Source organism: Streptomyces sp. NPDC059850 (assembly GCF_042731515.1).
Classification (GTDB): domain Bacteria; phylum Actinomycetota; class Actinomycetes; order Streptomycetales; family Streptomycetaceae; genus Streptomyces.
On the sequence record NZ_JBHWJI010000020.1, the window covers coordinates 49,138 to 75,011 of the forward strand.

At 71.0% G+C, this 25,874-nt stretch carries 26 protein-coding genes; 22 read left to right on the forward strand and 4 right to left on the reverse strand.

The annotated features are described in order from the left end of the window. The first annotated feature begins 161 nt into the window (after window positions 1-161). Window positions 162-3,344 (forward strand): cytochrome P450, encoded by a 3,183-nt coding sequence (locus ACFV9T_RS18635; protein WP_385441520.1) that lies wholly within the window; start codon window positions 162-164, stop codon window positions 3,342-3,344. A 12-nt stretch (window positions 3,345-3,356) separates the two neighbouring features. Here the strand turns inward: ACFV9T_RS18635 and ACFV9T_RS18640 are convergent, their stop codons facing one another. Continuing rightward, complete coding sequence (locus ACFV9T_RS18640) at window positions 3,357-3,947, reverse strand: helix-turn-helix domain-containing protein (protein ID WP_385441522.1); 591 nt, start codon at window positions 3,945-3,947, stop codon at window positions 3,357-3,359. Window positions 3,948-4,003: 56 nt separating this feature from the next. Next, a complete protein-coding gene (locus ACFV9T_RS18645) occupies window positions 4,004-5,206 on the reverse strand; it encodes a cytochrome P450 (RefSeq protein ID WP_385441525.1) in 1,203 nt (400 codons plus the stop codon). 192 nt (window positions 5,207-5,398) lie between these two features. Here ACFV9T_RS18645 and ACFV9T_RS18650 point away from each other — a divergent pair, with 192 nt between their 5' ends. The 12 genes from ACFV9T_RS18650 to ACFV9T_RS18705 all read left to right on the forward strand — a co-directional run bounded on the left by ACFV9T_RS18650 (window position 5,399) and on the right by ACFV9T_RS18705 (window position 19,541). Next, entirely contained in the window at window positions 5,399-8,776 is a 3,378-nt protein-coding gene (locus ACFV9T_RS18650) for a pyruvate carboxylase (RefSeq protein ID WP_385441527.1), read from the forward strand. 156 nt (window positions 8,777-8,932) lie between these two features. Further along, window positions 8,933-9,967: a LacI family DNA-binding transcriptional regulator gene (locus ACFV9T_RS18655; RefSeq protein ID WP_385441528.1), complete on the forward strand. Its 1,035-nt coding sequence runs from the start codon at window positions 8,933-8,935 to the stop codon at window positions 9,965-9,967. Next, the gene (locus tag ACFV9T_RS18660) at window positions 9,964-10,962 is read left to right on the forward strand and encodes a 2-hydroxyacid dehydrogenase (protein WP_385441531.1); all 999 of its coding nucleotides are present in this window, start codon (window positions 9,964-9,966) and stop codon (window positions 10,960-10,962) included. The genes ACFV9T_RS18655 and ACFV9T_RS18660 overlap by 4 nt, the downstream gene beginning before the upstream one ends. Further along, a complete protein-coding gene (gene manD / locus ACFV9T_RS18665) occupies window positions 10,959-12,224 on the forward strand; it encodes a D-mannonate dehydratase ManD (protein WP_385441533.1) in 1,266 nt (421 codons plus the stop codon). The genes ACFV9T_RS18660 and manD overlap by 4 nt, the downstream gene beginning before the upstream one ends. An 11-nt stretch (window positions 12,225-12,235) precedes the next feature. After that, window positions 12,236-13,768 (forward strand): mannitol dehydrogenase family protein, encoded by a 1,533-nt coding sequence (locus ACFV9T_RS18670; protein WP_385441535.1) that lies wholly within the window; start codon window positions 12,236-12,238, stop codon window positions 13,766-13,768. A gap of 110 nt (window positions 13,769-13,878) precedes the next feature. After that, window positions 13,879-15,057, forward strand: coding sequence for an MFS transporter (locus ACFV9T_RS18675; protein ID WP_385441537.1), 1,179 nt, complete (start codon window positions 13,879-13,881; stop codon window positions 15,055-15,057). Then, a complete protein-coding gene (locus ACFV9T_RS18680) occupies window positions 15,054-15,257 on the forward strand; it encodes a hypothetical protein (protein WP_385441539.1) in 204 nt (67 codons plus the stop codon). Before ACFV9T_RS18675 ends, ACFV9T_RS18680 begins: the two co-directional genes overlap by 4 nt. Before the next feature lie 214 nt (window positions 15,258-15,471). Then, window positions 15,472-16,512, forward strand: coding sequence for an NAD(P)-dependent alcohol dehydrogenase (locus ACFV9T_RS18685; protein ID WP_385441540.1), 1,041 nt, complete (start codon window positions 15,472-15,474; stop codon window positions 16,510-16,512). A gap of 186 nt (window positions 16,513-16,698) precedes the next feature. Then, window positions 16,699-17,487, forward strand: coding sequence for a hypothetical protein (locus ACFV9T_RS18690; protein ID WP_385441541.1), 789 nt, complete (start codon window positions 16,699-16,701; stop codon window positions 17,485-17,487). A gap of 161 nt (window positions 17,488-17,648) precedes the next feature. Continuing rightward, on the forward strand, window positions 17,649-18,047 hold the full coding sequence (locus tag ACFV9T_RS18695; protein WP_385441543.1) for an SseB family protein: 399 nt from the start codon (window positions 17,649-17,651) through the stop codon (window positions 18,045-18,047). 91 nt (window positions 18,048-18,138) lie between these two features. Then, on the forward strand, window positions 18,139-18,540 hold the full coding sequence (locus tag ACFV9T_RS18700; RefSeq protein WP_385441545.1) for a DUF3662 domain-containing protein: 402 nt from the start codon (window positions 18,139-18,141) through the stop codon (window positions 18,538-18,540). 152 nt (window positions 18,541-18,692) lie between these two features. Continuing rightward, window positions 18,693-19,541: a DUF4142 domain-containing protein gene (locus tag ACFV9T_RS18705; RefSeq protein ID WP_385441548.1), complete on the forward strand. Its 849-nt coding sequence runs from the start codon at window positions 18,693-18,695 to the stop codon at window positions 19,539-19,541. Between the two features lie 9 nt (window positions 19,542-19,550). Here ACFV9T_RS18705 and ACFV9T_RS18710 read toward each other — a convergent pair whose 3' ends face one another. Together ACFV9T_RS18710 and ACFV9T_RS18715 are read right to left on the reverse strand one after the other, a co-directional pair. Continuing rightward, entirely contained in the window at window positions 19,551-19,769 is a 219-nt protein-coding gene (locus ACFV9T_RS18710; protein WP_385441550.1) for a ferredoxin, read from the reverse strand. 5 nt (window positions 19,770-19,774) lie between these two features. Beyond that, the gene (locus tag ACFV9T_RS18715; RefSeq protein WP_385441553.1) at window positions 19,775-20,965 is read right to left on the reverse strand and encodes a cytochrome P450; all 1,191 of its coding nucleotides are present in this window, start codon (window positions 20,963-20,965) and stop codon (window positions 19,775-19,777) included. A 166-nt stretch (window positions 20,966-21,131) separates the two neighbouring features. Here ACFV9T_RS18715 and ACFV9T_RS18720 point away from each other — a divergent pair, with 166 nt between their 5' ends. The 9 genes from ACFV9T_RS18720 to ACFV9T_RS18760 all read left to right on the forward strand — a co-directional run bounded on the left by ACFV9T_RS18720 (window position 21,132) and on the right by ACFV9T_RS18760 (window position 25,737). Continuing rightward, a complete protein-coding gene (locus tag ACFV9T_RS18720) occupies window positions 21,132-21,440 on the forward strand; it encodes a gas vesicle protein (RefSeq protein ID WP_385441555.1) in 309 nt (102 codons plus the stop codon). Between the two features lie 174 nt (window positions 21,441-21,614). Continuing rightward, window positions 21,615-21,995, forward strand: coding sequence for a gas vesicle structural protein GvpA (locus ACFV9T_RS18725; RefSeq protein WP_385441556.1), 381 nt, complete (start codon window positions 21,615-21,617; stop codon window positions 21,993-21,995). 2 nt (window positions 21,996-21,997) lie between these two features. Beyond that, a complete protein-coding gene (locus ACFV9T_RS18730; protein WP_385441559.1) occupies window positions 21,998-22,714 on the forward strand; it encodes a GvpL/GvpF family gas vesicle protein in 717 nt (238 codons plus the stop codon). A 13-nt stretch (window positions 22,715-22,727) separates the two neighbouring features. After that, the gene (locus tag ACFV9T_RS18735; protein ID WP_385441561.1) at window positions 22,728-22,982 is read left to right on the forward strand and encodes a gas vesicle protein GvpG; all 255 of its coding nucleotides are present in this window, start codon (window positions 22,728-22,730) and stop codon (window positions 22,980-22,982) included. A gap of 2 nt (window positions 22,983-22,984) precedes the next feature. Continuing rightward, the gene (locus ACFV9T_RS18740; RefSeq protein WP_385441564.1) at window positions 22,985-23,365 is read left to right on the forward strand and encodes a gas vesicle protein; all 381 of its coding nucleotides are present in this window, start codon (window positions 22,985-22,987) and stop codon (window positions 23,363-23,365) included. Beyond that, a complete protein-coding gene (locus tag ACFV9T_RS18745) occupies window positions 23,362-24,177 on the forward strand; it encodes a GvpL/GvpF family gas vesicle protein (protein WP_385441566.1) in 816 nt (271 codons plus the stop codon). The genes ACFV9T_RS18740 and ACFV9T_RS18745 overlap by 4 nt, the downstream gene beginning before the upstream one ends. Beyond that, window positions 24,174-24,383, forward strand: a complete 210-nt coding sequence (locus ACFV9T_RS18750; RefSeq protein ID WP_385441568.1) for a gas vesicle protein — start codon at window positions 24,174-24,176, stop codon at window positions 24,381-24,383. Before ACFV9T_RS18745 ends, ACFV9T_RS18750 begins: the two co-directional genes overlap by 4 nt. Before the next feature lie 52 nt (window positions 24,384-24,435). Further along, entirely contained in the window at window positions 24,436-24,747 is a 312-nt protein-coding gene (locus ACFV9T_RS18755; RefSeq protein ID WP_385441570.1) for a gas vesicle protein K, read from the forward strand. Between the two features lie 126 nt (window positions 24,748-24,873). After that, window positions 24,874-25,737 carry an oxaloacetate decarboxylase gene (locus tag ACFV9T_RS18760; RefSeq protein WP_385441572.1) on the forward strand — a complete coding sequence of 288 codons (864 nt, stop codon included), beginning with the start codon at window positions 24,874-24,876 and terminating at the stop codon, window positions 25,735-25,737. The last annotated feature ends 137 nt before the right edge of the window (window positions 25,738-25,874 follow it).

Below are 25,874 nucleotides of genomic sequence, written 5' to 3' on the forward strand. Positions count from 1 at the left end.
CTCGCTCTCGTCTCGGTACCGCCCCTTGACACCACGGGCGGCGCGTGCGCAAGTCGATCACACCATCCAGCACTACAAAATCATGTAGTGCGGTGTGCGAGCGGCAGGGGGCGGCGGGGCGAGGCTGGAGACATCCCCCGCATGGAAGGCATCGCATCGTCATGACCGAAACCCCCCTCCTTCCGGCCGAGACCGCTGATGGCACCGGCGCCGACGGCGTCCCGGTCATCGACATCTCCGCGCACACGAACAACACGCCGATCCAGCAGGTCATGGAGCTGACGCGGCACCATGGCCCGGTGGTGCGGCGCCGGCTGCACGGCACCGACATCCTGTTCGTCAGCGACCTCGACCTGGTGGCCGAACTCTGCGACGACCAGCGGTTCTCCAAGTACGTCAACCAGTCACTGGAGAACGTCCGGGAGTTCACCCACGACGGGCTGTTCACCGCGTACAACGACGAGCCGAACTGGGCGAAGGCGCATGACATCCTGATGCCCGCCTTCGCGCTCGGCTCGATGCGCACGTACCACCCGGTGATGCTCCAGGTGGCGCGGCGGGTGATCGACGCCTGGGACGCGAGCGCGGCGAGCGGCGAGCCGGTCGCGGTGACGGACGACATGACGCGGATGACGCTGGACACCATCGGGCTGGCCGGGTTCGGCTACGACTTCGGCTCGTTCGACCGCGCCGAGCCGCATCCGTTCGTGCAAGCCATGGTGCGCTGCCTGGAGTGGAGCATGCGCAAGGTGGCGCGCCGCCCGGACGTGGACTACAGCGAGCAGGACGAGGCGTTCCGCGCCGATACGGCGTATCTCACGTCCGTCGTCGACGAGGTGATCCAGGCGCGGGTCGCGGCGGGCGAGTCGGGCACCGACGATCTGCTGGGGCTGATGCTCGGCGCCACGCACCCGTCCGACGGCACCCCGCTGGACCACGCCAACATCCGGGACCAGGTGATCACCTTCCTGATCGCGGGTCACGAGACCACCTCGGGCGCGCTGTCCTTCGCCCTCCACTACCTGTCCAAGAACCCGGGCGAGCTGCGCCGGGTGCAGCGGGAGGCAGACGCGCTGTTCGGCGCCGACGCGGACCCGGAGCCGACGTTCGAGCAGGTGGGGCTGTTGCGCAACACCCGCCAGGTGCTGAACGAGGCGCTGCGGCTGTGGCCGACCGCGGCCGCCTTCTCCCGGCAGGCGCGCGAGGACACGATGCTCGGCGGGCGCATTCCGATGCGGGCCGGGGAGGCGGCCATCGTGTTCACCCCGATGCTGCACCGCGCCGGGGTGTGGGGCGACAACCCGGAGCTGTTCGACCCCTCGCGCTTCGACCCGGAGGCCGAGGCGGCGCGTCCGGTGCACGCGTACAAGCCGTTCGGCACCGGTGAACGGGCCTGCATCGGGCGGCAGTTCGCGCTGCACGAGGCCACCATGCTGCTCGCGATGCTGGTGCACCGCTACCGGCTGATCGACCACGCGGACTACCAGCTGAACATCAAGGAGTCGCTCACCCTCAAGCCCGAGGGCCTCACCCTGCGTCTCGTCCCCCGCACAGCGGAGGAGCGGGCGGTGGCGGCGGCCGCCGCGGTGGCCGAGAGTGCGCCCGCCCGGGACGGCTCGCTGCCCACCCGGGTCCACCAGGACACCGGTGCGCTGCTGCTGTACGGCACCAACTTCGGCACCTGCCGCTCCTTCGCCGAGGACCTGGCCGAGGGTGCGGAGGAGCTGGGCTGCGCCACCGAGGTCGCGCCGCTCGACGCGTACGCGGGCGGGCTGCCCGCCGAGCGCCCGGTGATCATCACCGCCGCCTCCTACAACGGGCAGCCCACCGATGACGCCGCCGCCTTCCTGGCCTGGCTGGAGACGGCCGAGCCGGGCGCGGCGGACGGTGTGAGCTACGCGGTGCTCGGCGTCGGCGACCGCAACTGGGCCGCCACCTACCAGCGCGTGCCGACCCTGATCGACGAGCGGCTGGCCGCCCTCGGCGCCACCCGGCTCGTCGACCGGGCCGCCGCCGACGCCTCGGGCGATCTCAGCGGCACCGTACGGGACTTCACCGAGCGGCTGCGCACCGCGCTGCTGGAGCGCCACGGCGACCCGGCCACCGTGGGCGCGGCCCCGGCCGACACCACGGACGACGGCCCGGCGTACACGGTCACCGAGGTCACCGGCGGGCCGCTGGACGGTCTGGCGCGGCAGCACGGCATGGTGGCGATGGAGGTCATCGAGACCGGCAGCCTCAGCGATCCGTCGTACGCGCGCGTCAAGCGGTTCGTCCGGCTGGCCCTGCCCGACGGGGTCACGTACCGCACCGCCGACCATCTCACCGTGCTTCCGGCGAACGACGCGGAGCTGGTGACGCGGGCCGCCAAGCTGCTCCACGCCGACCCGGACACCGTGCTCAGCATCGTGCCCTCCCGCCCGGGCCGCCGCGGCGGTCTGGCGGTGGACCGGCCGGTCACCGTACGGGAGCTGCTGACCCACCACGTGGAGCTGAACCACCGTCCGAACGCCGAGCAGCTGGCCCTGCTCGCCGAGCTGAACCCCTGCCCGCCGGAGAAGGCGGCACTCGCCGCGCAGACCCCCGGTGAGCGCACCCTGCTGGACCTGGTGGAGGCCAACCCGGCGCTGCGCGAGACCCTGACCTGGCCGGTGCTGCTGGAGCTGCTGCCGCCGCTGCGGCCGCGACACTACTCGGTCTCCTCCTCCCCCGCCGTCTCCCCGCGCCACGTCGATCTGATGGTGTCGCTGCTGCGCGACGAGGCGAGCGGCTTCCAGGGCACCGGCTCCGGCCATCTGAACGCGGTACGGCCGGGGGACACCGTGCTCGCCCGGGTGCAGCCCTGCCGGGACGCGTTCCGTATCGGCCACACGCCGGACCGGCCGGTCATCATGGTGTCCGCCGGTACCGGGCTCGCGCCCTTCCGCGGCACCATCGCCGACCGGCGGGCGCTCGTGGAGTCCGGCACACCGCTCGCCCCGGCGCTGTGCTACTTCGGCTGCGACGCACCGGACGCCGACTATCTGCACGCCACGGAGCTGGGCGCCGCCGAGGCGGCGGGGGCGGTGTCCATGCGCCCGGCGTTCAGCCAGGCCCCGGTCGGCGGACACCGCTTCGTCCAGCACCGCATCGCCGCCGACGGCGACGAGATCTGGCAGCTGCTGGCGGAGGGTGCCCAGGTGTACGTGTGCGGCGACGGCGCCCGGATGGCCCCCGGGGTGCGGGAGGCCTTCCGGTCGGTGTACGTGGCCCACACTCCGGGCGCCGACGAGGCGGCGGCGCAGCGCTGGCTGGACTCCCTGATGGCCGAGGGCCGCTTCGTGGAGGACGTCTACGCCGGGTGACCCCGGCCCGGTTCAGTCGCCGGTGGGGCGGGCGCGCACATGCATGCGCTCGCCCTGGGCGCCGAAGAGGCTGAGGAACTCGACGGGCTGCGCGCTCGCGCTGGCGAAGCCGTGGGGCGTACGGGTGTCGAACTCGGCGGCCTCGCCCGCGGTGAGCGTCAGATCGTGCTCGCCGAGGGCGAGGCGCAGCTTGCCGGAGAGGACGTACAGCCACTCGTACCCCTCGTGCACCGCCTGCGACGGCCGGACGTCGGCGCCCGTCTTCCGGCCGGGCAGGATCTGCTTGTAGGCGTGCAGCCCGCCGAGATAGCGGGTCAGCGGCACGAAGGTCTGACCGTGCCGGGTGAAGGGGCGGGGATGGATGCGGGGGTCGCCGGTGGGCGGCGCGCCGACCAGTTCGTCCAGCTGGACACCGTGGGCCTTGGCCAGGGGCAGCAGCAGTTCCAGCGTGGGCTTGCGCTGCCCCGACTCCAGCCGCGAGAGGGTCGAGAGCGAGATCCCGGTGGCCTCGCTCAGCTGGGCCAGGGTGGCTCCGCGGTCCCGCCGCAACGCCCGCAGTCGCGGGCCGACGCCGTTCAGCACCTCGGGAATGTCGTCTGCCATGGCCCTATTTGCCGCTGCGGCAAGAAGTTTTGTCAAGCCCTGCCGGTCATCGCCGATCACCAGGTGACGGGCAGCTCATGGGCCCCGTAGATGACCATGTCGCTGCGCATCGGCACCTTCTCCGGCGCCACCGCGAGCGCCAGGCCCGGGAAGCGGCCGAGCAGTCCGCGGTAGCCCGCCGCCAGCTCGATCCGGGCCAGGTTCGCGCCGAGGCACTGGTGGATGCCGTATCCGAACGCGAGGTGGCTGCTGCGGGGGCGGCCGACGTCGAGCGTGTGGGGCTCGTCCACCAGTGCGGGGTCCCGGTTGACGGCGGGCACCGAGACCGCCACGCTCTGGCCCGCCGTGACGGTGACGCCGCCGATCTCGACGTCCTCCAGCGCGATCCGGACCGGGAAGGCGTTGACGATGCTCAGGTAGCGCAGCAGCTCCTCGACCGCGCCCGGCACCAGCTCGTCGTCCTCGCGCAGCCGCCGCATCTGCTCCGGGTTCCGCAGCAGGGTGAAGGTGCCGAGGCTGAGCATGTTGGTGGTGGTCTCGTGTCCGGCGATCAGCAGCAGCGCCGCCATGTTGGTGATCTCGACGTCGGACAGCTCGCCGACGGAGGTGAGGTACGAGATCAGATCGTCCTGGGGAGCGCGCCGCTTGGCGGCGGTGAGTTCGCCGAGGAAGCCGGTGATCGTCCGCATCCCCTGGTCGAACTGGCCGCCCGTCTGGTCCTGGACCAGGATCTGCGCGCTGGCCCGCTGAAACGTCTCGCGCTCCCCGTAGGGCACGCCGAGCATCTCGCAGATCACCAGCGAGGGGACCGGCAGCGCGAAGTGTTCCACCAGGTCGGCCGGTTTCCCGGCGGCCTCAAGGGCGTCCAGGCAGTCGGTGACGATGCCGTCGATGCGGGGTTCGAGAGCGCGCATCCGCCGTACGGTGAAGTAGCGGGTGAGTAACCCGCGATAGTGACTGTGTTCGGGGGCGTCCATGGCCAGAAACGACCCCGGCCCGTTGCCGCGGTTCTTCCGGATGCTCTGCGGGACGGGCCGCACCGTGTCGTCGCCGCGCCACCGCTCGGCGCTGAACCGCGGGTCCCGCAGCACCTCCCGGGCCTCCTGGTATCCGGTGACCAGCCATCCCGTACTGCCGCCGACGAACCGGAGCGGGCTGATGGCGGGGCCGGTGATCAGTGCGGGAGCGGGGTCGACGTAGTTGGCGCGCTGGATGGGGTACGGCGGGGCCTGGTGGGGCGCGGACGACGGGGCACTCACGATGGTCCTCCTCGGAACGGCCTGCTGGCTCGTGCGGACTCCTCCGGGGAACGCCGTTCGGTCCCCCGGGCACCATGCCCGAGGTGCGAACTGGATCACAAGGGTGCCGTCTGGCGTGCGGGGCAGCAGTAGTGTCGCGGGCAAGCTGTATTCGTACCGGGCAGTAGGACGGGCAGTAGGAAGGGATGGGACATGTTCCGCAAGGTGCTGGTCGCCAACCGTGGAGAGATCGCCATTCGGGCGTTCCGCGCCGGATATGAGCTGGGAGCGAGGACGGTCGCCGTGTTCCCGCACGAGGACCGCAACTCGCTGCACCGGCTGAAGGCCGATGAGGCGTATGAGATCGGTGAGCCGGGCCATCCGGTGCGGGCCTATCTGTCCGTCGAGGAGATCGTCGCCGCGGCGCGGCGGGCCGGTGCCGACGCGGTGTATCCCGGATACGGCTTCCTGTCCGAGAACCCCGACCTCGCGCGGGCGTGCGAGGAGGCGGGCATCGCCTTCGTCGGCCCGAGCGCGGAGATCCTTGAGCTGACCGGCAACAAGGCGCGGGCGGTGGCCGCGGCCCGGGCGGCGGGGGTGCCGGTGCTCGGCTCCTCGGAGCCCTCCTCCGATGTGGACGAGCTGGTGCGGGCGGCGGAGGAGCTGGGCTTCCCGGTGTTCGTCAAGGCCGTGGCGGGCGGTGGCGGGCGCGGGATGCGGCGGGTCGAGGAGCCGCGGCTGCTGCGCGAGTCGATCGAGGCGGCGGCCCGCGAGGCCGAGTCGGCGTTCGGCGATCCGACGGTCTTCCTGGAGAAGGCGGTCGTCGAGCCCCGCCATATCGAGGTGCAGATCCTCGCCGATGCCGACGGTAATGTCATGCACCTGTTCGAGCGGGACTGTTCGCTGCAACGCCGCCACCAGAAGGTCATCGAGATGGCGCCCGCGCCCCATCTCACCCCGGAGCTGCGCGAGCGGATCTGCGGCGACGCGGTGAAGTTCGCCCGGCAGATCGGCTACCGCAACGCGGGCACCGTGGAATTCCTGCTGGACCGCGACGGCAACCACGTCTTCATCGAGATGAACCCGCGGATCCAGGTCGAGCACACGGTGACCGAGGAGATCACCGATGTCGACCTCGTCCAGTCACAGCTGCGGATCGCGGGCGGCGAGACCCTGCCCGACCTCGGTCTCTCGCAGGACACCGTCTATCTGCGCGGCGCCGCGCTCCAGTGCCGCATCACCACCGAGGACCCGGCCAACGGCTTCCGCCCGGACATCGGCATGATCAGCGCCTACCGCTCCCCGGGCGGCTCGGGCATCCGCCTCGACGGCGGCACCACCCACGCCGGTGCCGAGATCAGCGCCCACTTCGACTCGATGCTGGTGAAGCTGACCTGCCGGGGCCGCGACTTCGACCACGCCATCGGGCGGGCCCGGCGCGCGGTGGCCGAGTTCCGTATCCGCGGGGTGTCCACCAACGTTCCGTTCCTCCAGGCCGTGCTGGACGATCCGGACTTCCGGGCCGGGAAGATCACCACCTCGTTCATCGAGCAGCGGCCGCATCTGCTGACCGCGCGGCAGTCCGCCGACCGTGGCACCAAGCTGCTCACGTATCTCGCCGACGTCACGGTCAACAAGCCGCACGGCCCCCGGCCCCAGCTGATCGACGCGGCCGGAAAGCTGCCGCGGGTGCCGGACGCGGCGCCGCCCGCCGGGTCCAAGCAGACCCTCACCGAGCTGGGCCCGGAGGGGTTCGCGCGGTGGCTGCGCGAATCGCCGCGGATCGGGGTCACCGACACCACCTTCCGGGACGCCCACCAGTCGCTGCTGGCCACCCGCGTACGGACCAAGGACCTGCTCGCCGTGGCCCCGGTGGTGGCGCACACCGTGCCGGAGCTGCTGTCGCTGGAGTGCTGGGGCGGCGCCACCTACGACGTGGCGCTGCGGTTCCTCGCCGAGGACCCCTGGGAGCGGCTGGCGGCGCTGCGCGAGGCGGTGCCCAACATCTGTCTGCAGATGCTGCTGCGCGGCCGCAACACCGTCGGGTACACCCCGTATCCGACCGAGGTGACGGACGCCTTCGTCCACGAGGCCACCGCCACCGGCATCGACATCTTCCGGATCTTCGACGCGCTCAACGACATCGGGCAGATGCGGCCCGCCATCGAGGCGGTACGGGACACCGGCACCGCGGTCGCCGAGGTGGCGCTGTGCTACACCAGCGATCTGTCCGACCCGTCGGAGAAGCTGTACACGCTGGACTACTATCTGCGGCTCGCCGAGCAGATCGTGGACGCGGGCGCGCACGTACTGGCCATCAAGGACATGGCGGGGCTGCTGCGCGCCCCGGCCGCCGCGAAGCTGGTGTCCGCGCTGCGCCGGGAGTTCGACCTGCCGGTGCACATCCACACCCATGACACCGCGGGTGGCCAGCTCGCCACCTATCTGGCCGCCGTCCAGGCCGGTGCCGACGCGGTGGACGGGGCAGTGGCGTCCATGGCGGGCACCACCTCGCAGCCCTCGCTGTCGGCGATCGTGGCCGCCACCGACCACTCCGAGCGGCCCACCGGGCTCGACCTGGAGGCGATCGGCGGTCTTGAGCCGTACTGGGAGAGCGTGCGCAAGGTCTACGCACCGTTCGAGGCGGGCCTCGCCTCGCCGACCGGGCGGGTGTACCACCACGAGATCCCCGGCGGCCAGCTGTCCAACCTGCGCACCCAGGCCATCGCGCTCGGCCTCGGCGACCGCTTCGAGGACATCGAGGCGATGTACGCCGCCGCCGACCGCATCCTCGGCCACCTGGTCAAGGTCACCCCGTCCTCGAAGGTCGTCGGCGACCTCGCGCTCCACCTGGTGGGCGCCGGGGTGTCGCCGGAGGACTTCAAGGCCGAGCCCAACAAGTTCGACATCCCCGACTCGGTCATCGGCTTCCTCCGCGGCGAGCTGGGCAGCCCGCCCGGCGGCTGGCCGGAGCCCTTCCGCACCAAGGCGCTGGAAGGCCGCGCGGAGGCCAGGCCCACGACGGAGGAGCTGTCCGCCGAGGACCGGCAGCACCTCGCCGACGACCGCCGCACGACCCTGAACCGGCTGCTGTTCCCCGGCCCGACGAAGGAGTTCGAGACCCACCGGGAGACGTTCGGCGACACCAGCGTGCTGGACAGCAAGGACTTCTTCTACGGGATCCGCCCGGGCAAGGAGTACGCGGTGGACCTGGAGCCCGGGGTGCGGCTGCTCATCGAGCTGGAGGCCATCGGCGAGGCCGATGAGCGCGGCATGCGGACGGTGATGTCCACCCTGAACGGCCAGCTGCGCCCGATCCAGGTCCGGGACACCTCGGCGGCCTCCGACATCCCGGCCACCGAGAAGGCCGACAAGAGCAACCCGGGCCATGTGGCCGCGCCATTCGCCGGAGTGGTGACGCTGACCGTCGCCGAGGGCGACCAGGTCGAGGCGGGCGCCACCGTGGCCACCATCGAGGCGATGAAGATGGAGGCCACCATCGCCGCGCCGAAGGCCGGCCGGGTCTCCCGGGTGGCCATCAACGCCATCCAGCAGGTGGAGGGCGGCGACCTGCTGGTCGACCTCGGCTGAGGCAGAGCTGCATGGCCCCGGTCCGGTGGAAGGTTCAGACCACCGGACCGGGGCCTTGCCAATATTGCGGCAAGCGTTGACAAGGTTGCCGGGTGGTGAACACCCTTAACTATGTCGTTCACCCGCGCTGTCTCCTCGCACCGGTAGCGGGCCGCCATGGCCCCCACCCTCACCGACGTCGCCAAAAGCGCCAATGTGGCGCTGTCCACGGCCTCCCGGGCCTTCAGCAACCCGGACCGGCTCGGCCCCCAGACCTTGCGCAAGATCCTGACCGTCGCGCAAGAGCTGGGCTACGAACCACCGGTGGCCGCCCGTGCCGCGGAGGCCCCCGCCACCACGGAGACCGCCACGGTCGCCGTCGTCGTCCCCGACATCGCGAACCCCGTCTTCGGGTCGTTCGTGAAGGCCGCCCAGGGCGAGGGGTGGCGCCACCGGCAGACCGTCGTGCTCGCCGACACCGACCTCGACCCGGGCCGTGAGCGCGAGGTGATCGCCCACCTGAAGGGCCAGGCGGACGGCCTGATCGTGTGCTCGCCCCGGCTGGACGCGGACGAGGTCCTCGACCTCTGCGGACGCACGCCCGCCGTCCTGGTCAACCGGGAGACGGCCGGTGCCGACTGTGTCATCGCCGACGCCGCCCACGGGATGCGCCAGGCCGTGGAATACCTGGCCGCGCTCGGCCACCGGCGGATCGCCTATGTGCAGGGCATGCAGCGCTCCTGGTCCAACGCCCACCGGGTGGCGCTGATCCGCGCCGAGACCGAACGGGCCGGGCTGGAGCTGGAGTTGCTGGGCTGGCAGGCCGAGACGGTGGCGGGCGGAACGGCCGCCGCGGCCAGCGTCATGGCCTCGGGCGCGTCCGCCGTGATCGCGCACAACGACCTGATGGCCCTGGGTGTGATCTCCGGCGCCCGGGCGCTGGGGCTGAGTGTTCCCGAGCGGCTGAGTGTGATCGGAGTCGACGACATCCCGTTCGCCGAAGTGGCGCAGCCGTCGCTGACCAGCATCGCGGTGCCGATGGCCCGGGCGGGGCGGCTCAGCCACGAGATGCTGGGCCAGATCCTCGGCGGCGAGCGGCAGACCCCCCGCACCCTGCGGCTGCCCACCCAGCTCATCGTGCGCGGGTCCACCGGCCCGGCGCACACCGCCCTGGAAGGTGTCGCGGTGGCGGCGGGGAAGGGCACGCCATGACCACCGAACCCCTGACCGTGGTGGTGGCCGACGCCAACCTCCATCCGCTGCGCGCCGAGTTCGAGGCCGCCCTTCCGGCGGGTACGGCCGTCAGCTGGCCCGACCCCCGGGACGCCGGGGCGGTCGAGGCCGCGGTGGCCACCGCGGACGTACTGGTGGCGGGGCAGTGCACGGCCCGGACGGCCGCCCGCGCCACCCGGCTCCGGCTGGTCCACACGGCCGGTGCCGGAACGGACAAGATCGACCTGACCGCGCTGCCGCCCGGCACCCAGGTGGCCAACACCTTCCACCACGAGGACGCGATCGCCGAATACGCCGTGGCCTCGGCGATCCTGCTGCGCCGTGGCTTTCTGCGCCAGCACGACGCGCTGCGCCGCGCGGTGTGGGACTCCCCCGCGCACGATCCGCGCTCCCCCTGGATGGACTCGCTGTCCGCGGCCACCGTCGGCTTCGTCGGCTTCGGCCACATCGGCGCCCGCTGCTGGCAGCGGTTCCGGGCCTTCGGCGCGAGCGGCGTGGCGGTCACCCGGCGGGGCGAGGTGGACGCGGCGGCCGAGGGGCTGACCTGGGCCGCGACCACCGACGAGCTGGGCGCCCTGCTGGCGGCCTCCGATGTGGTCGTGGTGTCGGCGCCGCTCACCCCGGAGACCACCGGGCTCATCGGCGAGGCCGAGCTGTCCCGGATGGGCCCGTCCACGGTGCTGGTCCATGTCGGACGCGGTCCCGTCGTGGACGAGGACGCGCTGTACAAGGCACTGAGCACCCGCACCATCGGGGCCGCCGCGCTCGACGTCTGGTACCGGTACCCGGCGAGCGGACACACCGGCGCGCCCAGCGAGCACCCCTTCGAAACGCTGGACAACGTACTGATGACCCCGCACTCATCCGGTCTCACCCGGCAGACCTTCATCGGCCGCGCCGCCGACATCACCGCCAACATCGGCCGACTGGCCACCGGAGCGCCGCTGCACAACGTGGTGGCGGTGGCCCGGTGACCACGACACCCCGGAGCGACACCATCGCCACCACCGCGCCGCCCCGAACCGACACCATCGCCACCGCCGAGGTGCTGGTCACCAGCCCCGGCCGCAACTTCGTCACGCTCAAGATCACCACCGCCGAAGGCCTCGTCGGCTGGGGCGACGCCACCCTCAACGGCCGTGAGCTGGCCGTCGCCTCGTATCTGCGCGACCATGTGGCGCCGCTGCTCATCGGCCGCGACCCGGCGCGGATCGAGGACACCTGGCAGTACCTCTACCGAGGGGTCTACTGGCGGCGCGGCCCGGTGACCATGACGTCCATCGGCGCGGTGGACATGGCGCTGTGGGACATCAAGGGCAAGACCACCGGCCAGCCCGTCTACCAGCTGCTCGGCGGCGCGGTCCGCGACCGGATCCTCACGTACACCCATGCCACCGGCTGGGACGTCCCGCAGCTGCTGGAATCCATCGACGCCCGGCGCGAGGAGGGTTTCCGCGCGGTGCGGGCGCAGAGCGGGGTCCCCGGGCTGGACACGGTGTACGGGGTGAGCCGCGGCGGCCGTGGCTACGAGCCCGCCGGGCGCGGCGCCGCCCCGGTGGAGGAGGTGTGGGACACCGACGCCTACCTCCGGCACGCGCCGAAGGTCCTCGGCGCGGTACGGGAGCATGTCGGGCCCGAGCTGAAGCTGCTGCACGATGTGCACCACCGCCTCACTCCCGGCCAGGCCGCCCGGCTCGGCCGCACGCTGGAGGAGGTGGACCTGTTCTGGCTGGAGGACGTCACCCCGGCGGAGAACCAGCAGGTGCTGCGGCATGTGCGGCAGCACACCACGGTGCCGCTGGCGATCGGCGAGGTGTTCAACACGGTCTGGGAATGCCAGTCGCTGATCACCGAGCAGCTGATCGACTTCGTACGGACCTGTGTGAGCCACGCGGGCGGGATCAGCCACCTGCGGCGGATCGCGGCCCTCGCCGAGATCTGGCAGATACGGCTCGGCCCGCACGGCCCTTCGGATGTGTCCCCGGTAGCGCTGGCCGCGTCGCTGCACGTGGGCCTGGCCACGCCGAACTTCGCCATCCAGGAGTACATGGGCTACGAGCCGGTCGTGCACGAGGTGTTCGGCCACGCGTGGTCCTACGCCGATGGACATCTGCACCCGGGCGACCAGCCCGGCCTCGGCATCGAGGTGGACGAGGCGCTCGCCGCCCGTTTCCCGTACGAACCCGCCTACCTGCCGGTCGCGCGACAGCTCGACGGCTCGATGACGGATTGGTGAGGATCTCCCCGATGGCCACGACGCCCACCACGCTGGACACTCCGGCGCGCCTGCCGCGCCTCGGCCGCGCCACAACCCCGGCGGCGGCGCTCACCCCCCGGCGGCCACCCGCCGAGACCGGCATTGTGCATCTGGGGCTCGGCAACTTCCACCGCGCCCACCAGGCCGTGCACACCGCGGCCGCCCTGGAACACACCGAGGGCCCCTGGGGCATCCTCGGGGTCGCGGGCCGCTCGGCCACGGTGGCCCGGGCGCTGCGCGAACAGCAGCTGCGCTACACGGTGGTGGAAATCTCTCCCGACGGCACCCGGGCCACGGTGCCCGCGGTGCACACCGGGGCGCTGGTGGCGTCGGAGCAGCCGGACGAGGTCCAGGACGCGCTGGCGGCGCCGGGCACGGCGATCGTCACCCTGACGGTCACCGAACACGGCTACACCTTCTCGCCGCGCACCCATGGACTCGACCTCGACTCCCCCGAGGTGCGGGCCGATCTGCGCGGGAGCGCCCCGCCCCGGACCACCATCGGGCGGATCGTGCGCGGGATGCAGCGCCGGGTCCGCACCCACGCCCGGCCGCTGACGGTGCTCAGCTGCGACAACCTGGTGGGGAACGGAGCCCAGACCCGGCGGCTGGTGCACGAGTTCACCGAGGCGCTCCCGGCCGCGGAGCGCGAGGAGCTGCTGCCCTGGCTGACGCGTTCGGTGACGTTTCCCAGCTCGATGGTCGACCGGATCGTGCCCGCCACCACCGATGTGTACCGTGACGCGGTCGCGGGCCGCCTCGGGGTGCGGGACGCCGTCCCCGTACCGGCCGAACCGTTCTCCATGTGGGTCATGGAGGATCGTTTCGCCGCGGGCCGTCCGCGCTGGGAACACGGCGGGGCGCTGTTCACGGACGATGTGGAACCGTACGAGCTGCTGAAGCTGCGGCTGCTCAACGGCACCCACTCGCTCATCGCCTATCTCGGCGCCCTGGACGGCCGGGAGACCATCCCGGACTCCATCGCCCGGCCGTTCATCGCCGAGGCCGCGCACGATGTGCTCCACGACGACTATCTGCCGAGTCTCACCGTGCCCGCCGACATCCAACTGGAGGACTACGTACGGCAGTTGTTCGACCGCTGGGCCAATACCGCGCTGGGCCACCGCACCCGGCAGGTCGGCTCGGACGGCTCGGTCAAGCTCCGCCAGCGGGTGCCGGAACCGGCCCTGCTCCATCTGCGCGCCGGGCGGATGCCCCACCATCTGGCGCTGACCGTGGCGGCGTATCTGTGCTGTGTGGCGCCGCCGTCCGGTTTCGAACCCGGGCCGCAGGCGGCCGCGATGGCCGACCCGGCCCGTGAGCCGCTCGCCGGCCTCGCCCGGCGCGCACCCGCCGGGCCCCGCACCGCGTTCGTCGAAGCCGTCCTGGAAAGCGGGTTGCTCGGCGACCACTTGACGGACCATCCGGCCTTCACCGCCCGGATCGCCGAACTCATCGACGTCATCGTCCGGCACGGACCCGCCGCGGCGGCCGCCGATGCCACCGGCGGCCGGACCGCCTGACACCCCGGCCACCCCGTCCCCTCCCCTACCCCTGCCCTACCCCCGTCCCCTCGCTGCTTCGCCCTGCCGGATTCCGCTCCGGACACGATCCGTTCAAGGAGGCATGGATCATGGAGAGCAACACCACCACTCCCCCGCCACCGGCCACCACCCCCAGCGCCGAACCACCCGCCGACCCCCAGGCGGTACGCCGCGCGGCCTGGGCCGGTCTGGTCGGCACCGCGCTCGAACAGTACGACTTCGTCATCTACGGCACCGCCTCGGCGCTGATCTTCAGCGATCTGTTCTTCCCCAATGTCTCGGCGTCCGTGGGCCTCCTCGCCAGCTTCAGCACCTACGCCGTGGGCTTCGCCGCCCGGCCGCTGGGCGGGCTCTTCTTCTCCCGCTTCGGCGACCGCCTCGGCCGCAAGTGGGTGCTGATCGCCACCCTGTTCCTCATGGGCGGCTCCACCCTCGCCATCGGTCTGCTCCCGACGTACGGGGCGGTGGGCATCCTCGCCCCGATCCTGCTGCTGATCTGCCGTATGGCGCAGGGCTTCGGCGCGGGCGCCGAGCAGGCCGGAGGCGCCACCTTGCTCACCGAGACGGCCGCCACCGGGCGGCGCGGCAGGCTGTCGTCCCTGGTCATGACGGGGGCGGCGCTCGGTACCGCGCTGGGCGCGGTGGCCTGGATGCTCGCCCAGCAACTCCCCGAGGACGCCCTGATGTCCTGGGGCTGGCGGGTGGTCTTCGCCAGCAGCCTCCTGGTGACCGTGGCCGCCATGATCATGCGCCGCAAGCTGAACGAGAGCCCGGTCTTCCAGGAGCTGAAAGCCCAGCACGAGCGGCCCGCCTCACCGGTCAAGGAGGTCTTCAAGCACGGCCGCAAGCCCCTGTTCCTGGTGATCCTCATGAACTTCGGGGTCAGCACGCAGTCGTACACCTACCAGGTGTTCATGGCCTCCTACCTGGTGTCCAGCGTGGGCGTCGAGAAGAGCTTCGTCCCCGAGGTGCTGCTGCTGGGCTCCCTGTGCGGCGGCGTGGCGGCCATCGCGTTCGGCACCCTGTCGGACCGCATCGGACGCCGCCCGGTGTGTACGTTGATCCTCAGCGCCATGGTGCTGCTGCCCGCCCCGACGTTCATCGCGCTGAACTCCGGCTCGAAGGTGGCCATCACGGTGGCGATCGCGGTCGGCTTCATCCTGGCCTGTCAGGGCCTGGTCGGTGTGCACATGAGCTACTTCCCCGAGCTGTTCGGCAACCGCTACCGCTACGCGGGGTCGCGCTGGGCCGGGAGTTCTCCTCGGTGATCGGCGGTGGTGTCGCACCGCTCATCTGCAGCGCGCTGCTCACCGCGTTCACCGGCTCCTGGATACCCGTCGCGGTCTATATGACGGTGGTCGCGGCGGTGAGTCTCATCACCACCCGGATGACCCCGGAAACCCTGGACCGCGATCTGAACACCCCGGTCGACGCCACCGGCCCGGCCCTCGCCACGGAATCGCGCTGACACCCATGTGACCGGGCGTTTTCCCCTCTGTGGGCGGGTCGTCGGCGCCCCACCGGCGGCCCGCTCGGGGCGTTCCTCCCCCGCTAGCCACTATCTTCGCAGGTTGACCCTACTTTTGGCCACTCCTGCCTCGCCTTGGCACCCTTGCCACCGTGTTCGGCCATGGATTCAAAGGAAACCGGACACGGAACCACCGCAAGGAGTGAAACGCCCCATGAGTACCGTTGCCGCGTACGCCGCACCTGCCCCCAAGGCCCCGCTGGAGCGCACCACGATCGAGCGCCGCCCGGTAGGCGAGTTCGACGTGGCGATCGACATCACGTACTCGGGCATCTGCCACTCGGACATCCACCAGGTTCGGCAGGGCTGGAGCGAGGTGCCCTTCCCGCTGGTGCCGGGCCACGAGATCGCCGGTGTCGTCAGCGAGGTCGGCCCCGGTGTCACCAAGTACTCCGTCGGCGACCGGGTGGGCGTCGGCTGCTTCGTCGACTCCTGCCGTAGTTGCGAGAACTGCCGCAAGGGCCTGGAGCAGTACTGCGCCCAGGGCGAGACCGCCACGTACGCCGCCACCGACAAGTACGGCGAGACCACCCAGGGCGGCTACTCCACCGGCATCGTCGTCGACGAGAACTACGTGCTGCGCATCCCGGACGCGCTGCCGCTGGACGTGGCCGCGCCGCTGCTGTGCGCCGGTATCACCACGTACTCCCCGCTGCGCCACTGGAAGGCCGGTCCGGGCAGCAAGGTCGCCGTCCTCGGCATGGGCGGCCTCGGCCACGTGGCCGTCAAGCTCGCCCACGCGATGGGCGCGGAGGTCACCGTGCTGAGCCAGTCGCTGCGCAAGCAGGACGACGGGCTGCGGCTCGGCGCCGACCACTACTACGCGACCAGCGACCCGCAGACCTTCAAGGAGCTGGAGGACACCTTCGACATCATCCTGTCGACGGTGTCCGCCCCGCTGGACTTCGGCGCGTACCTCAAGCTGCTGAAGACGGACGGCGCGCTGATCAACGTGGGCCTCCCGGAGGAGCCCATCACGCTCAACCTGTTCTCGGTGGTCATGGGCCGCCGGACCCTCGCCGGTTCGTTCATCGGCGGCATCGCCGAGACGCAGGAGATGCTCGACTTCTGCGCCGAGCACGGCGTGGGCGCCGAGATCGAGACCATCCGCGCCGAGGAGATCAACACGGCGTACGAGCGGGTGCTCGCCAGCGACGTCCGCTACCGGTTCGTCATCGACGCCGCCACCATGTGACACACCGTCAACTCCGCACGGCGGCCGCTCCCCCTCTGGGGAGTGGCCGCCGAGGCCGTCGCTGAGACATGGGATGAATAACCGCGTCGCGAGCCTTGACGACCCCCTTGGTCCAGTCCATCGTAAGGGCCCATGGCAGAAGACTCCGCTCCACGCGGTTTCAGTCGTCGGATGTTACTTGGCTCCATGACCGCCACGGCCGTCGGCGCGCCCCTCCTCGGGCAGCTGACGTCGGGCGCCTCCCCGGCCGCCGCGGCCGTCCGGGCGCCACAACTGGTCTGGAATCCCAGCCCGTCCGGTGTCGGGCTCAAGGCCTTCGAGGGCATCGAGGCCGATCGCGGCAACCAGCACCCCGACCGCGACTATGTCGTCATCGAAGGGGGTGACCACTACCGCTTCAACATCTGGAAGGACGACCGGGACACCACCGGCGGCGGCGACCGCCAGCGCACCGAGTCCAAGGGGATGGTGCAGGGCGGTACGAAGCTGAAGATGCGGGACGGGGAGACCTGGACCCTCTCGTACGAGATGTACATGCCGTCGTCGCTGCACGGCACCAGCAGGTTCACCCACATCTTCCAGACCAAGACCCCGGTCGACAACGGTGGCCCGTATCTCACGCTGAGCCTCGGCCGCAGCGGCAGCAAGGAGACGTTGCGGGCGCGGGCCTACGCGAACTCCGGCTCACCGGACATCGCCTCCACTGACCTGGCGCCGCTGCGCAACAAATGGATCACCGTCGAGTGGAAACTGACCATCGGGGCCAGCGGAACCGCCACGTTCACGGCCCGCGACGGCACCGGTTCCGGCGCCCCGGTGGCGGTGCGGGGCAGCATGTCGAACGTCAAGATGCCGGACCAGGGCGACTACCAGCGGCCCAAGTGGGGCATCTACCGGTCGGTCGAGAGCGCGTCCTCCGACATCCTGGACACGTATCTGCTCTTCCGGAACTACAGGGCGTACCGCGGCACCTGAGCCGCACCGAAAGCCGCCCCCGACTCCGCGTCCCAGCAGAAAACGAAAACTCTCCGCCACGGGATGTGTGAGCGCCGTACAACCGGGTATTCGAGCCAGCCGTGGTCAGGACGCCCACTCCCGGGCACCGCCACTCGCTTATCCCGATCTTGGACGGAATCATGACTGCTCTTCCCGATGACAACGCCGTTACCGCCACCCAGCAAGCCCTCGGTGAGCTGGCCGCGGACCGTGCGGACGAGACCGCGCTGAACACTCTCGCCGGCAGTGAGGTTCTGCTCCCCGCCGCAGAGAGCACCGAGAACACCGACCCGCAGGCGGTGACCCTGCCGGTGTTCCAGCAGGAGGACGGCGCTCAGCTGGTGCCCGTCTTCACCACTCCGGAGCGCATGCACCAGGCGCTGCCGCAGATCGAGCGGTACCACCAGGTGCCGCTGGGTGCGCTGGCTCAGGGCTGGCCCTCCGAGGAGCTTTCGCTGACCATCGACGCGGGCGCCCCGGAAGCGGTCACGCTGACGGCCACCGGGGTCAAGACCCTGCTCAGCCGCGCCGCCGGCTGAACGCTTACTCCATGTTCACCCAAGGAGCGGGTGTATGTGCGGACCGTAGTCGCGCACATACACCCGCTTCTTTTCGGGCACACGTCCGCGCATGGACACGCTGACCCGGATCGAACGAGCCATAGAGCGCTTCGAGGACGCACTGCTCGCCAAGGTGTTCCACACCGAGCCGGTGGAACTGCTGGGCGCCCTGCGGGAGGAATGCGACAGCCAGGCGGTGGTGTGCAGCTCCCGTCGGGTGGTCGTGCCCAACGCCTATGACGTCGAGCTGTCCGACGAGGTGTACGAGGAGCTGTCCCGGCACGGCAAGCAGGCGGGCCAGACGCTCACGGACTCGCTGATGCGGCACGCGGAGGAGCACGGGTACGAGTGGGCGGGTCCGCTCACCGTCCGTGTCACCAAGTCGGGCCAGGTACCCAACGGCCGGTACCGGGTGGCCGCCACCCCGCTGACCCACATCCGCGCGGACGCCTTCGCCGGTAACCCCAGGTAACCGGCCTCCGCCCAAGTGCGGGTAAAAAACCGCGAGATGTTTGAGCGACGGAAGTGAACGGTCCGTATTCACTGGTGTCAGCCATCATCTGACATCAGCTCGACGCGACACCTGCTCCGTACAACGACAAGCGGTCCCCGCCAGGAGGCTCCATGCGATCACGGTACTTTGTGACAGGCACCTCACTGCTCATCGGCTCGGTAGTGGTCACCCTCGCCGTGATCGTCTCCCCCGTGATGACGGGGTTGACGCAGGAATCCGCCACGAATCTCAGCAAGATGCAGGACAACCAGTTCGGGCCGCTCAGCGGGGCCGACAAGGACTTCGTGGTCAAGGTGCGGCTGGCCGGGCTGTGGGAGTACCCGGCCGGGAAGATCGGGCTTGAGAAGGGGACGACAGAGCAGATCAAGACCGCCGGCAAGCACCTGCTCGACGGCCATCAGCTGCTCGACGCCATCAGCCGCGAGATCGCCCCCAAGCTCGGCATCACCCTGCCCAACAAGCCAACGCCACAACAGCAGAGCTTCGTGGACACGATGAACGCGAAGACCGGCAAGGACTTCGACACCTACTACGCGAACATCCTGCGCGTGACCCACGGCCAGATCTTCAGCTCCATCGCCAAGATCCGGCAGACCAGCAAGAACTCGCTGGTGCGCAAGCTCGCTTCACAGGCCAACAACACCGTGCTCGACCACATCACCCAGATGGAGAAAACGGGGATGGTGAACTTCGACTCCGCCGTCGCGGACATCACCACCACCCCGACCCAGGGCCCGGAGTACACCAAGCCGCCCCAGCCCGCCCCGGGCGAGCCCACGTTCATCGTCGGCACGTCCAAGCCCACCCCGCCGCCGAACGCCGTCAGCACGGCGGACAACGGCGGCGAGCAGAGCCTCGACCCGAACGTGGTCAACGGTGCCGGGGTGGGGGCCGCGAGCGGGGAGGGCGGAGTCACCACGCCGCCCGCGGTGTCCTCCGCGCCGCCCGTCGTTCCGTAACACCGCCGGTCAGGGACGTGGTCCGACCACCGTCGCATCCCCGTCGACGATGGTGATGGCCATCGCCGGGCAGGAGTCCGCCACGTCCAGCACCCGCTCCTCCGCCGGAACCTCCTCGCTCAGCGGACGCGCCCGCTCATCGTCAAGGACGAACAGATCGGGCGCGATCCCGGCGCACATCCCGGACGCCATGCACCGGCCGCCGTCGACCTCGGCCCTCCACGTCACCCGGCTCACCACCCCACCGGCATGACCCGCGGCCCCCGAACCAGCATCTGGTCCTTCCACACCACGTCCCCGGCCAGACGCAGGTTCGGGAACCGGCCGACGAGCGCGCCGAGCGCCTCCTGCAGCTCCAGCCGGGCCAGCGACGCGCCCAGGCAGTGGTGCACCCCGTGGCCGAAGCCCAGGTGCTGGGTGGCGGGGCGGGCCACGTTCAGCCTGCCGGGTTCGTCGAAGCGCAGCGCGTCGCGGTTGGCCGAGCCGACGGCCACCAGGACGGGCTCCCCGGCCCGTACCAGGGTGCCGCCCACCTCGACGTCCTCGGTGGCGTAGCGGGCCTGGGAGGCGCCGACGCCGAGTGGCACGAACCGCATCAGCTCTTCGATGGAGCCCTTGAGCAGCTCGGGCTCCTCGCGCAGCCGTCGCAGCTCATCGGGGTGGTCGAGCAGCACCATCACGAAGTTGGGGATCTGGGTGGCCGTGGTCTCGTGTCCGGCGACGAGGATGCCGACGCACAGATCGACGAGTTCCAGCTCGGAGAGCCGGTCGCCCTCGTCCCGCGCCTCGATGAGCGAGGTCATGATGTCGTCGCGCGGGGCTTCCCGGTGTTCCCGCACCAACCGGGCCATGTACGCGCGCAGTTCCTCGCGGTTGCTCTCCCACTCGGCCGCGGTCAGGGAGCTGGTGGACAGGGCGGCGTCGCTCCACACCCGGAACTTCGGCCGGTCCTCCTCCGGCACCCCGAGCAACCGGCAGATGACGGCGACCGGGATGGGCAGCGCGTAGCGGTCCACGAGGTCGGCTGGTGGCCCGGCGGCTTCCAGTTCGTCCAGCAGCTGGTGGGTCAACTCCCTTACGTACGGCCGGAGTTTTTCCACCTGGTGAACGGTGAACGCCTTGGCCACGAGGGTGCGCAGCCGGGTGTGGTCGGGCGGGTCCATGCTCAGGATGCCACCCTCGGTGCGTCCCTCGCCCTGCCGTGGCGTATCCCGGTTCAGAGCCTCCGCGCGGCTGAAGCGCCGGTCGCCGAGGACCAGCCGGGCATCGGCGTACCGCGTGGCCAGCCACGCGGGTTCGCCGTACCGCAGGCGCACCCGGAGCAGTCCTGGGCGGTGGCGCGCTTCCTCATAGGCCTCGGACAGCTCCAGGCCGTCGGGGTGGTTGAAGGGATAGGCGATGGGTGTCGTCTCCACTGTGGTCACCGTTGACCTCCCTGGCGTAAGCACGTGCTGACAAAGCTAGGCGGGTCCGCTCGATGCGGGCAACGGCGCCTCGGGGGCCTCGGTCTGACGCGCGGGGAGGATCCGCCGGTCACGAGCTTTGGCGATCCGCACACCACGGGCTCCGCCGACTTGGCACGGTAGGACCATGACGAGCAATGATCCGGACACCCCGGAGACGAACGACCGGCCTCGGCGGGTGCCCGCGGCCCAGGCCATGCGTGGCGCGGCTCAGCAGCTCGGCGAGTTGCTGGGCACCGCGCCGGAGTCCGTCTCCGCGCTGCAGCCGACCCAGGACGGATGGCTGGCCGATGTGGAGGTGGTGGAGCTGGAGCGGGTGCCGGACACCATGACGATCATGGCCTCGTACCGGGTGACCCTGGACTCCGAGGGCATGCTCCTGGGCTACGAGAGGCTGCGCCGTTACGCACGCGGCCAGCTCGACCGCGGCCGCTAGCCACTTTTTCCCGCTGTTCCTGTCCGCCCGCGCCCCGCGCCGCTGTGTCCCAGTGGCGCGGGGCGCTTGTCGTTGTGCGGCACATGTGTTTCTCCCGGGTCAAGAGTGAACGCGGGTGCCCTCCCGCCCGTACCAGCAGGCGGGCAGACCGAGCGAGCGAGAGGACGACCACACGTGACCGTCATGACGCAGACCGGCGGAGTACCAGCCACGACCGCGACCGGTTCAGGGACCGGAAGCCTTTTCGACATCCTCGAACTCATCCTGGACCGCGGCCTCGTCATCGATGTCTTCATCCGGGTGTCCCTCGTGGGCATCGAGATCCTGAAGATCGACATACGCATCGTGATCGCCAGCGTGGACACGTATCTGCGCTTCGCCGAGGCGTGCAACCGCCTCGACCTGGAATCCGGCCGCAAGGCCCCGGACAAGCTCAGCGACATCGTCGGCACCATCGTCGAGGGCGGCGCCCGGGGCAAGACCGAGGGCGCGCTGAGCGGTGCCATCGACGCCATCGGCAATGTGTTCGGCGGCGACGATGACGAGGACAAGTGAGCATGCATCTCTACCTCTACGCGATCACCCGCTCCGACCATCCGCTGCGGCTGGAGGGGCTGCGCGCGGTGGGCGGCGTGTCCGGCGTGCCGCGCGCGGTGGCCAGTGGCCCGCTGACGGGTGTGGTGAGCCCGGCGCCGGAGACCCTGCGCCCCAAGCGCCGCGACCTCGCCGCCCACCAGGAGGTCCAGGAGCGGCTGATGGCGGACGGGGCGGTGCTGCCGATGCGGTTCGGGCTGCTCGCCCCCGACGAGGCCGCGGTCAGGTCGGCGCTGGACGCCAAGCGGGACGAGTACGTACGCGGCCTCGATGAGCTGGACGCCACCGCGGAGTTCAACCTGAAGGCGGCGCGCTCCCAGGACGATCTGCTGCGGGAGGTGCTGACCGAGTCCGACGACGCGCGGCGGCTCAACGAGCGCACCCGCGACGGGCGGGGTTCGTACGAGGACCGGGTGGCCCTCGGCGAGCTGATCGCCCGCCAGCTGGGGGCGCGGCAGCAGAGACTCGCCGAGCAGGTCGTCGGCAGCCTGTCCGGGATGGCCCGTGGCCAGGTGGTGTCGTCCCCGGCCGGGGACGACTTCGTCAACGCCTCGTTCCTGGTGGAGCGGGGGCGCGCCGAGGAGTTCTCCCGCGCGGCGGAGCGGTTGGCCCAGGGCTTCGGGGACGGCTACGACTTCCGGCTGCGCGGCCCGCTGCCCCCGTACAGCTTCGTGGCCTGAGGGCGGGGGCGCCGTGGGACTGCTGACCGGGCTGCTCACCTTTCCGCTCGCGCCGGTGCGCGCGACCGTCTGGGTGGCCGAGCAGGTGCTCGAGGCCGCCGAGCGCGAGGCCTACGACCCGGCGCCGGTCCGGCGCGCCCTCACCGAGCTGGAGCAGGAGCTGCTGGCCGGGCGGATCGGCGAGGACGAATACGACCGCCGCGAAGACGAGTTGCTGGACCGGCTGGAAGAGCTGGAACGGTACAACGAGCAGAGACGAGCCACCTGACGATGACAGAACCGGTAGCGAGCAGGCTGGGCCCGCCGCGCCTGCCCGCCGCGTACGACCAGCGGGACGCCCCGTCGCTGGCCGACATCCTGGAACGGGTGCTGGACAAGGGCGTGGTGATCGCGGGCGACATCCGGATCAACCTGCTCGATATCGAACTGCTCACCATCAAACTCCGGCTGCTCGTCGCCTCCGTCGACAAGGCGAAGGAGATGGGCATCGACTGGTGGGAGCACGATCCGTCGCTGTCCTCGCGCGCCCGGCCCCCCGCCGTGGAAGGCGGCCTCAGTGAGGAGAACGCGCGGCTGCGCGCCGAGATCGAGGCGCTGAAGGCACAAACCGAAAACAGGGGCGACAGGGGCGACAGGAGCATGGACGGGTGACCGATATCGCACAGCACATGGTGTACGCCTACGCGGTGCTCCGCCCCACCCCCGAGGCCGCGCGGGCGGTCGCCGCACTGCGCGGGGTGGCCGGTGAGCAGGTGGGTCTCGTGGAGACCGGGGACCTCGCCGCGGCGGTCGGCCCGGTTCCGGCCGAGGAGTTCGGGGAAGCGCCGCTCAAGGCGCGCCTGGAGGAGCTGACCCGGTTGGAGTCACTGGCCCGGGGGCACCACGGGGTGGTGTCCGCGCTGGCCCCGCTGGGCGCCGTGCTGCCGCTGCGGCTGGCCACCGTCTACCGGGACGAGGACCGGGTGCGGCAGACGCTCCAGGAGCGCCGGAACGAGTTCCTGCCGCTGCTGGAGCGGCTCACCGGGCGCGTCGAATGGGGCGTCAAGGTCTATACGGCCGCAGGTGAAGAGGCGGCGGGCGTGTCGGAGGGCGACGCTGGGGACGCCGGGCTCAGCCCGGGCCGGGCCTATCTCGCCGCGCGCCGCAAGCGGCGGCGCGGCGCCGAGGACGCCTGGCAGGCCGCGGTGCGGACGGCCGCGCGCATCGCCGACGAGGCCGGGGAGATCGCCGTGGAGCGGGTCGCCCACCGGCCGCAGCGCGGCGAGCTGGCGAAGGCGGAGGGCGGCGAGAACATCGCCAACGACGCGTATCTGGTGCCCGCCGACCGCGCCGAGGACTTCCGCGCCCGCGTCCTGGCCGCCGCCGAGGGCCAGGAGGGGGTGCGGGTCGAGGTGACCGGCCCCTGGGCGCCGTACTCGTTCGCCCTGCCGCCCGCCCCGGCCGCCCACCGCGAGTCCGCGTGAGCACCGCGCTGGACGAGGAGGACGCCCGGGCTCTCGCGGGCCGCGAGGTCGCCCTGATCGACATCCTCGACCGGCTGCTCCAGGGCGGGGTCGTGCTGACCGGGGACCTCGTGCTGTCCATCGCGGACGTCGATCTCATACGGATCGACCTGCGCGCGGTCATCGCCCCCGTCGACGCCGAACACCCGGCTCCGCCGCTGCTCTGATCCGGCGCTGCTCTGATCCCGCCGCTGCTCCGACCGGAAGGAACCCTGCCGTATGTCGGCCACTCCCGCCGCCTCCCGTCCCGCCCAGCGCCTGCGCACCGATCCGGACTCGGTGGAACGCGATCTGGCCCAGCTCGTGCTGACCGTGGTCGAGCTGCTGCGCCAGCTGATGGAGCGCCAGGCGCTGCACCGGGTCGACAAGGGGGACCTGACGGAGGAGCAGGAGGAGCGGATCGGGATGACGCTGATGCTCCTCCAGCAGCGCATGGAGGAGATGTGCGACCGGCACGGGCTGCGGATGGAGGACCTCAACCTCGACCTCGGCCCGCTGGGCACCCTGCTGTCCCCGGCGGGCCCGGCGTAGGGCGGGTCGGCGGGCGGCGCCTCATCCGCACCGCCAGCACCTCAAGGTACCCTCCACCGCCCCACAAGGCCGTCCCGGCAAATTCTTCCCTGGACCAGAATAGGTCCCGAAACCGAAGGGAAGATCATGCAATACGGTCATGCCTTGCGAGAAGATATCGGCTCTCCTCGCACCACACCACTCATCGGCATCTACGACATGTACTCCGCGTCGATCGCGGCCCGCCACTACAACGGCTTCTTCGTCTCCGGTTTCGGATTCGCCGCCTCGTATTACGGGCTGCCCGACATCGGATTCATCGCCTGGCCGGACATGGTGAACTTCGCGGAGCGGCTGCGGCTGGCGTTCCCCGAGCACCATCTGCTCGTGGACATCGACGACGGCTATGTGGACCCCGAGGTCGCCTGCCATGTGGTGCAGCGGCTGGAGCGCGGCGGCGCGTCCGGGGTGATCCTGGAGGACCAGAAACGGCCGCGCCGGTGCGGACACGCGGACGGCAAGCTGGTGCTGCCGCTCGAGGAGTACCTGGAGAAGCTCAACCTGGTGCTGAGCAGCAGGAAGGACATGCTCGTGGTGGCGCGCACGGACGCCACCGACGAGGCGGAGATCCTGCGGCGGGCCGCCGCGCTGGCGGAGACCGACGCGGATGTGGTGCTCGTCGACGGGGTGCGCAGCGTCGAGTGGATCCGCCGGATCCGTACGGTCGTCGGCGACAAGCCGCTGCTGTTCAATCAGATCGCGGGCGGGAAATCACCCCGGCTTTCGCTTTCCGAGTTGACGGATCTCGGCGTCGATATCGCGATCTACAGCACCCCGTGTCTTTTCGCCGCGCACGGCGCGATCGAGGGTGCGCTGGTCGATCTGAAAATGGCGGACGGCCGGCTGCCGGATACCCGGGATACCGACTTCATCGGCGTGCGGGGATCCACGGAACTGCTGGAGGGAAACATCAGCAGGCATCACCGCGACCACCACCCGGCCGCGGCATGACCCGCGGATTCCGTTCCGTGGCGTCCCCGTCATTCCCGCCCCTGCCTTTCCGGTCCGGTACCGGCCGTCACCGAAAGCCGGGAAGAGAGAGCGGCCTTACCCGGGCGTCCGCAACCGGAATCGTCCTTGCGGCCACC

What these genes read in the sequence shown, in the direction of transcription:
- ACFV9T_RS18635 (WP_385441520.1), top strand. Translation starts at nt 162, where the DNA reads ATGACCGAAACCCCCCTCCTTCCGGCCGAGACCGCTGATGGCACCGGC.
- ACFV9T_RS18640 (WP_385441522.1), bottom strand. Translation starts at nt 3,947, where the DNA reads ATGGCAGACGACATTCCCGAGGTGCTGAACGGCGTCGGCCCGCGACTG.
- ACFV9T_RS18650 (WP_385441527.1), top strand. Translation starts at nt 5,399, where the DNA reads ATGTTCCGCAAGGTGCTGGTCGCCAACCGTGGAGAGATCGCCATTCGG.
- ACFV9T_RS18655 (WP_385441528.1), top strand. Translation starts at nt 8,933, where the DNA reads ATGGCCCCCACCCTCACCGACGTCGCCAAAAGCGCCAATGTGGCGCTG.
- ACFV9T_RS18660 (WP_385441531.1), top strand. Translation starts at nt 9,964, where the DNA reads ATGACCACCGAACCCCTGACCGTGGTGGTGGCCGACGCCAACCTCCAT.
- ACFV9T_RS18670 (WP_385441535.1), top strand. Translation starts at nt 12,236, where the DNA reads ATGGCCACGACGCCCACCACGCTGGACACTCCGGCGCGCCTGCCGCGC.
- ACFV9T_RS18675 (WP_385441537.1), top strand. Translation starts at nt 13,879, where the DNA reads ATGGAGAGCAACACCACCACTCCCCCGCCACCGGCCACCACCCCCAGC.
- ACFV9T_RS18685 (WP_385441540.1), top strand. Translation starts at nt 15,472, where the DNA reads ATGAGTACCGTTGCCGCGTACGCCGCACCTGCCCCCAAGGCCCCGCTG.
- ACFV9T_RS18690 (WP_385441541.1), top strand. Translation starts at nt 16,699, where the DNA reads ATGACCGCCACGGCCGTCGGCGCGCCCCTCCTCGGGCAGCTGACGTCG.
- ACFV9T_RS18695 (WP_385441543.1), top strand. Translation starts at nt 17,649, where the DNA reads ATGACTGCTCTTCCCGATGACAACGCCGTTACCGCCACCCAGCAAGCC.
- ACFV9T_RS18700 (WP_385441545.1), top strand. Translation starts at nt 18,139, where the DNA reads ATGGACACGCTGACCCGGATCGAACGAGCCATAGAGCGCTTCGAGGAC.
- ACFV9T_RS18705 (WP_385441548.1), top strand. Translation starts at nt 18,693, where the DNA reads ATGCGATCACGGTACTTTGTGACAGGCACCTCACTGCTCATCGGCTCG.
- ACFV9T_RS18720 (WP_385441555.1), top strand. Translation starts at nt 21,132, where the DNA reads ATGACGAGCAATGATCCGGACACCCCGGAGACGAACGACCGGCCTCGG.
- ACFV9T_RS18730 (WP_385441559.1), top strand. Translation starts at nt 21,998, where the DNA reads ATGCATCTCTACCTCTACGCGATCACCCGCTCCGACCATCCGCTGCGG.
- ACFV9T_RS18740 (WP_385441564.1), top strand. Translation starts at nt 22,985, where the DNA reads ATGACAGAACCGGTAGCGAGCAGGCTGGGCCCGCCGCGCCTGCCCGCC.
- ACFV9T_RS18755 (WP_385441570.1), top strand. Translation starts at nt 24,436, where the DNA reads ATGTCGGCCACTCCCGCCGCCTCCCGTCCCGCCCAGCGCCTGCGCACC.
- ACFV9T_RS18760 (WP_385441572.1), top strand. Translation starts at nt 24,874, where the DNA reads ATGCAATACGGTCATGCCTTGCGAGAAGATATCGGCTCTCCTCGCACC.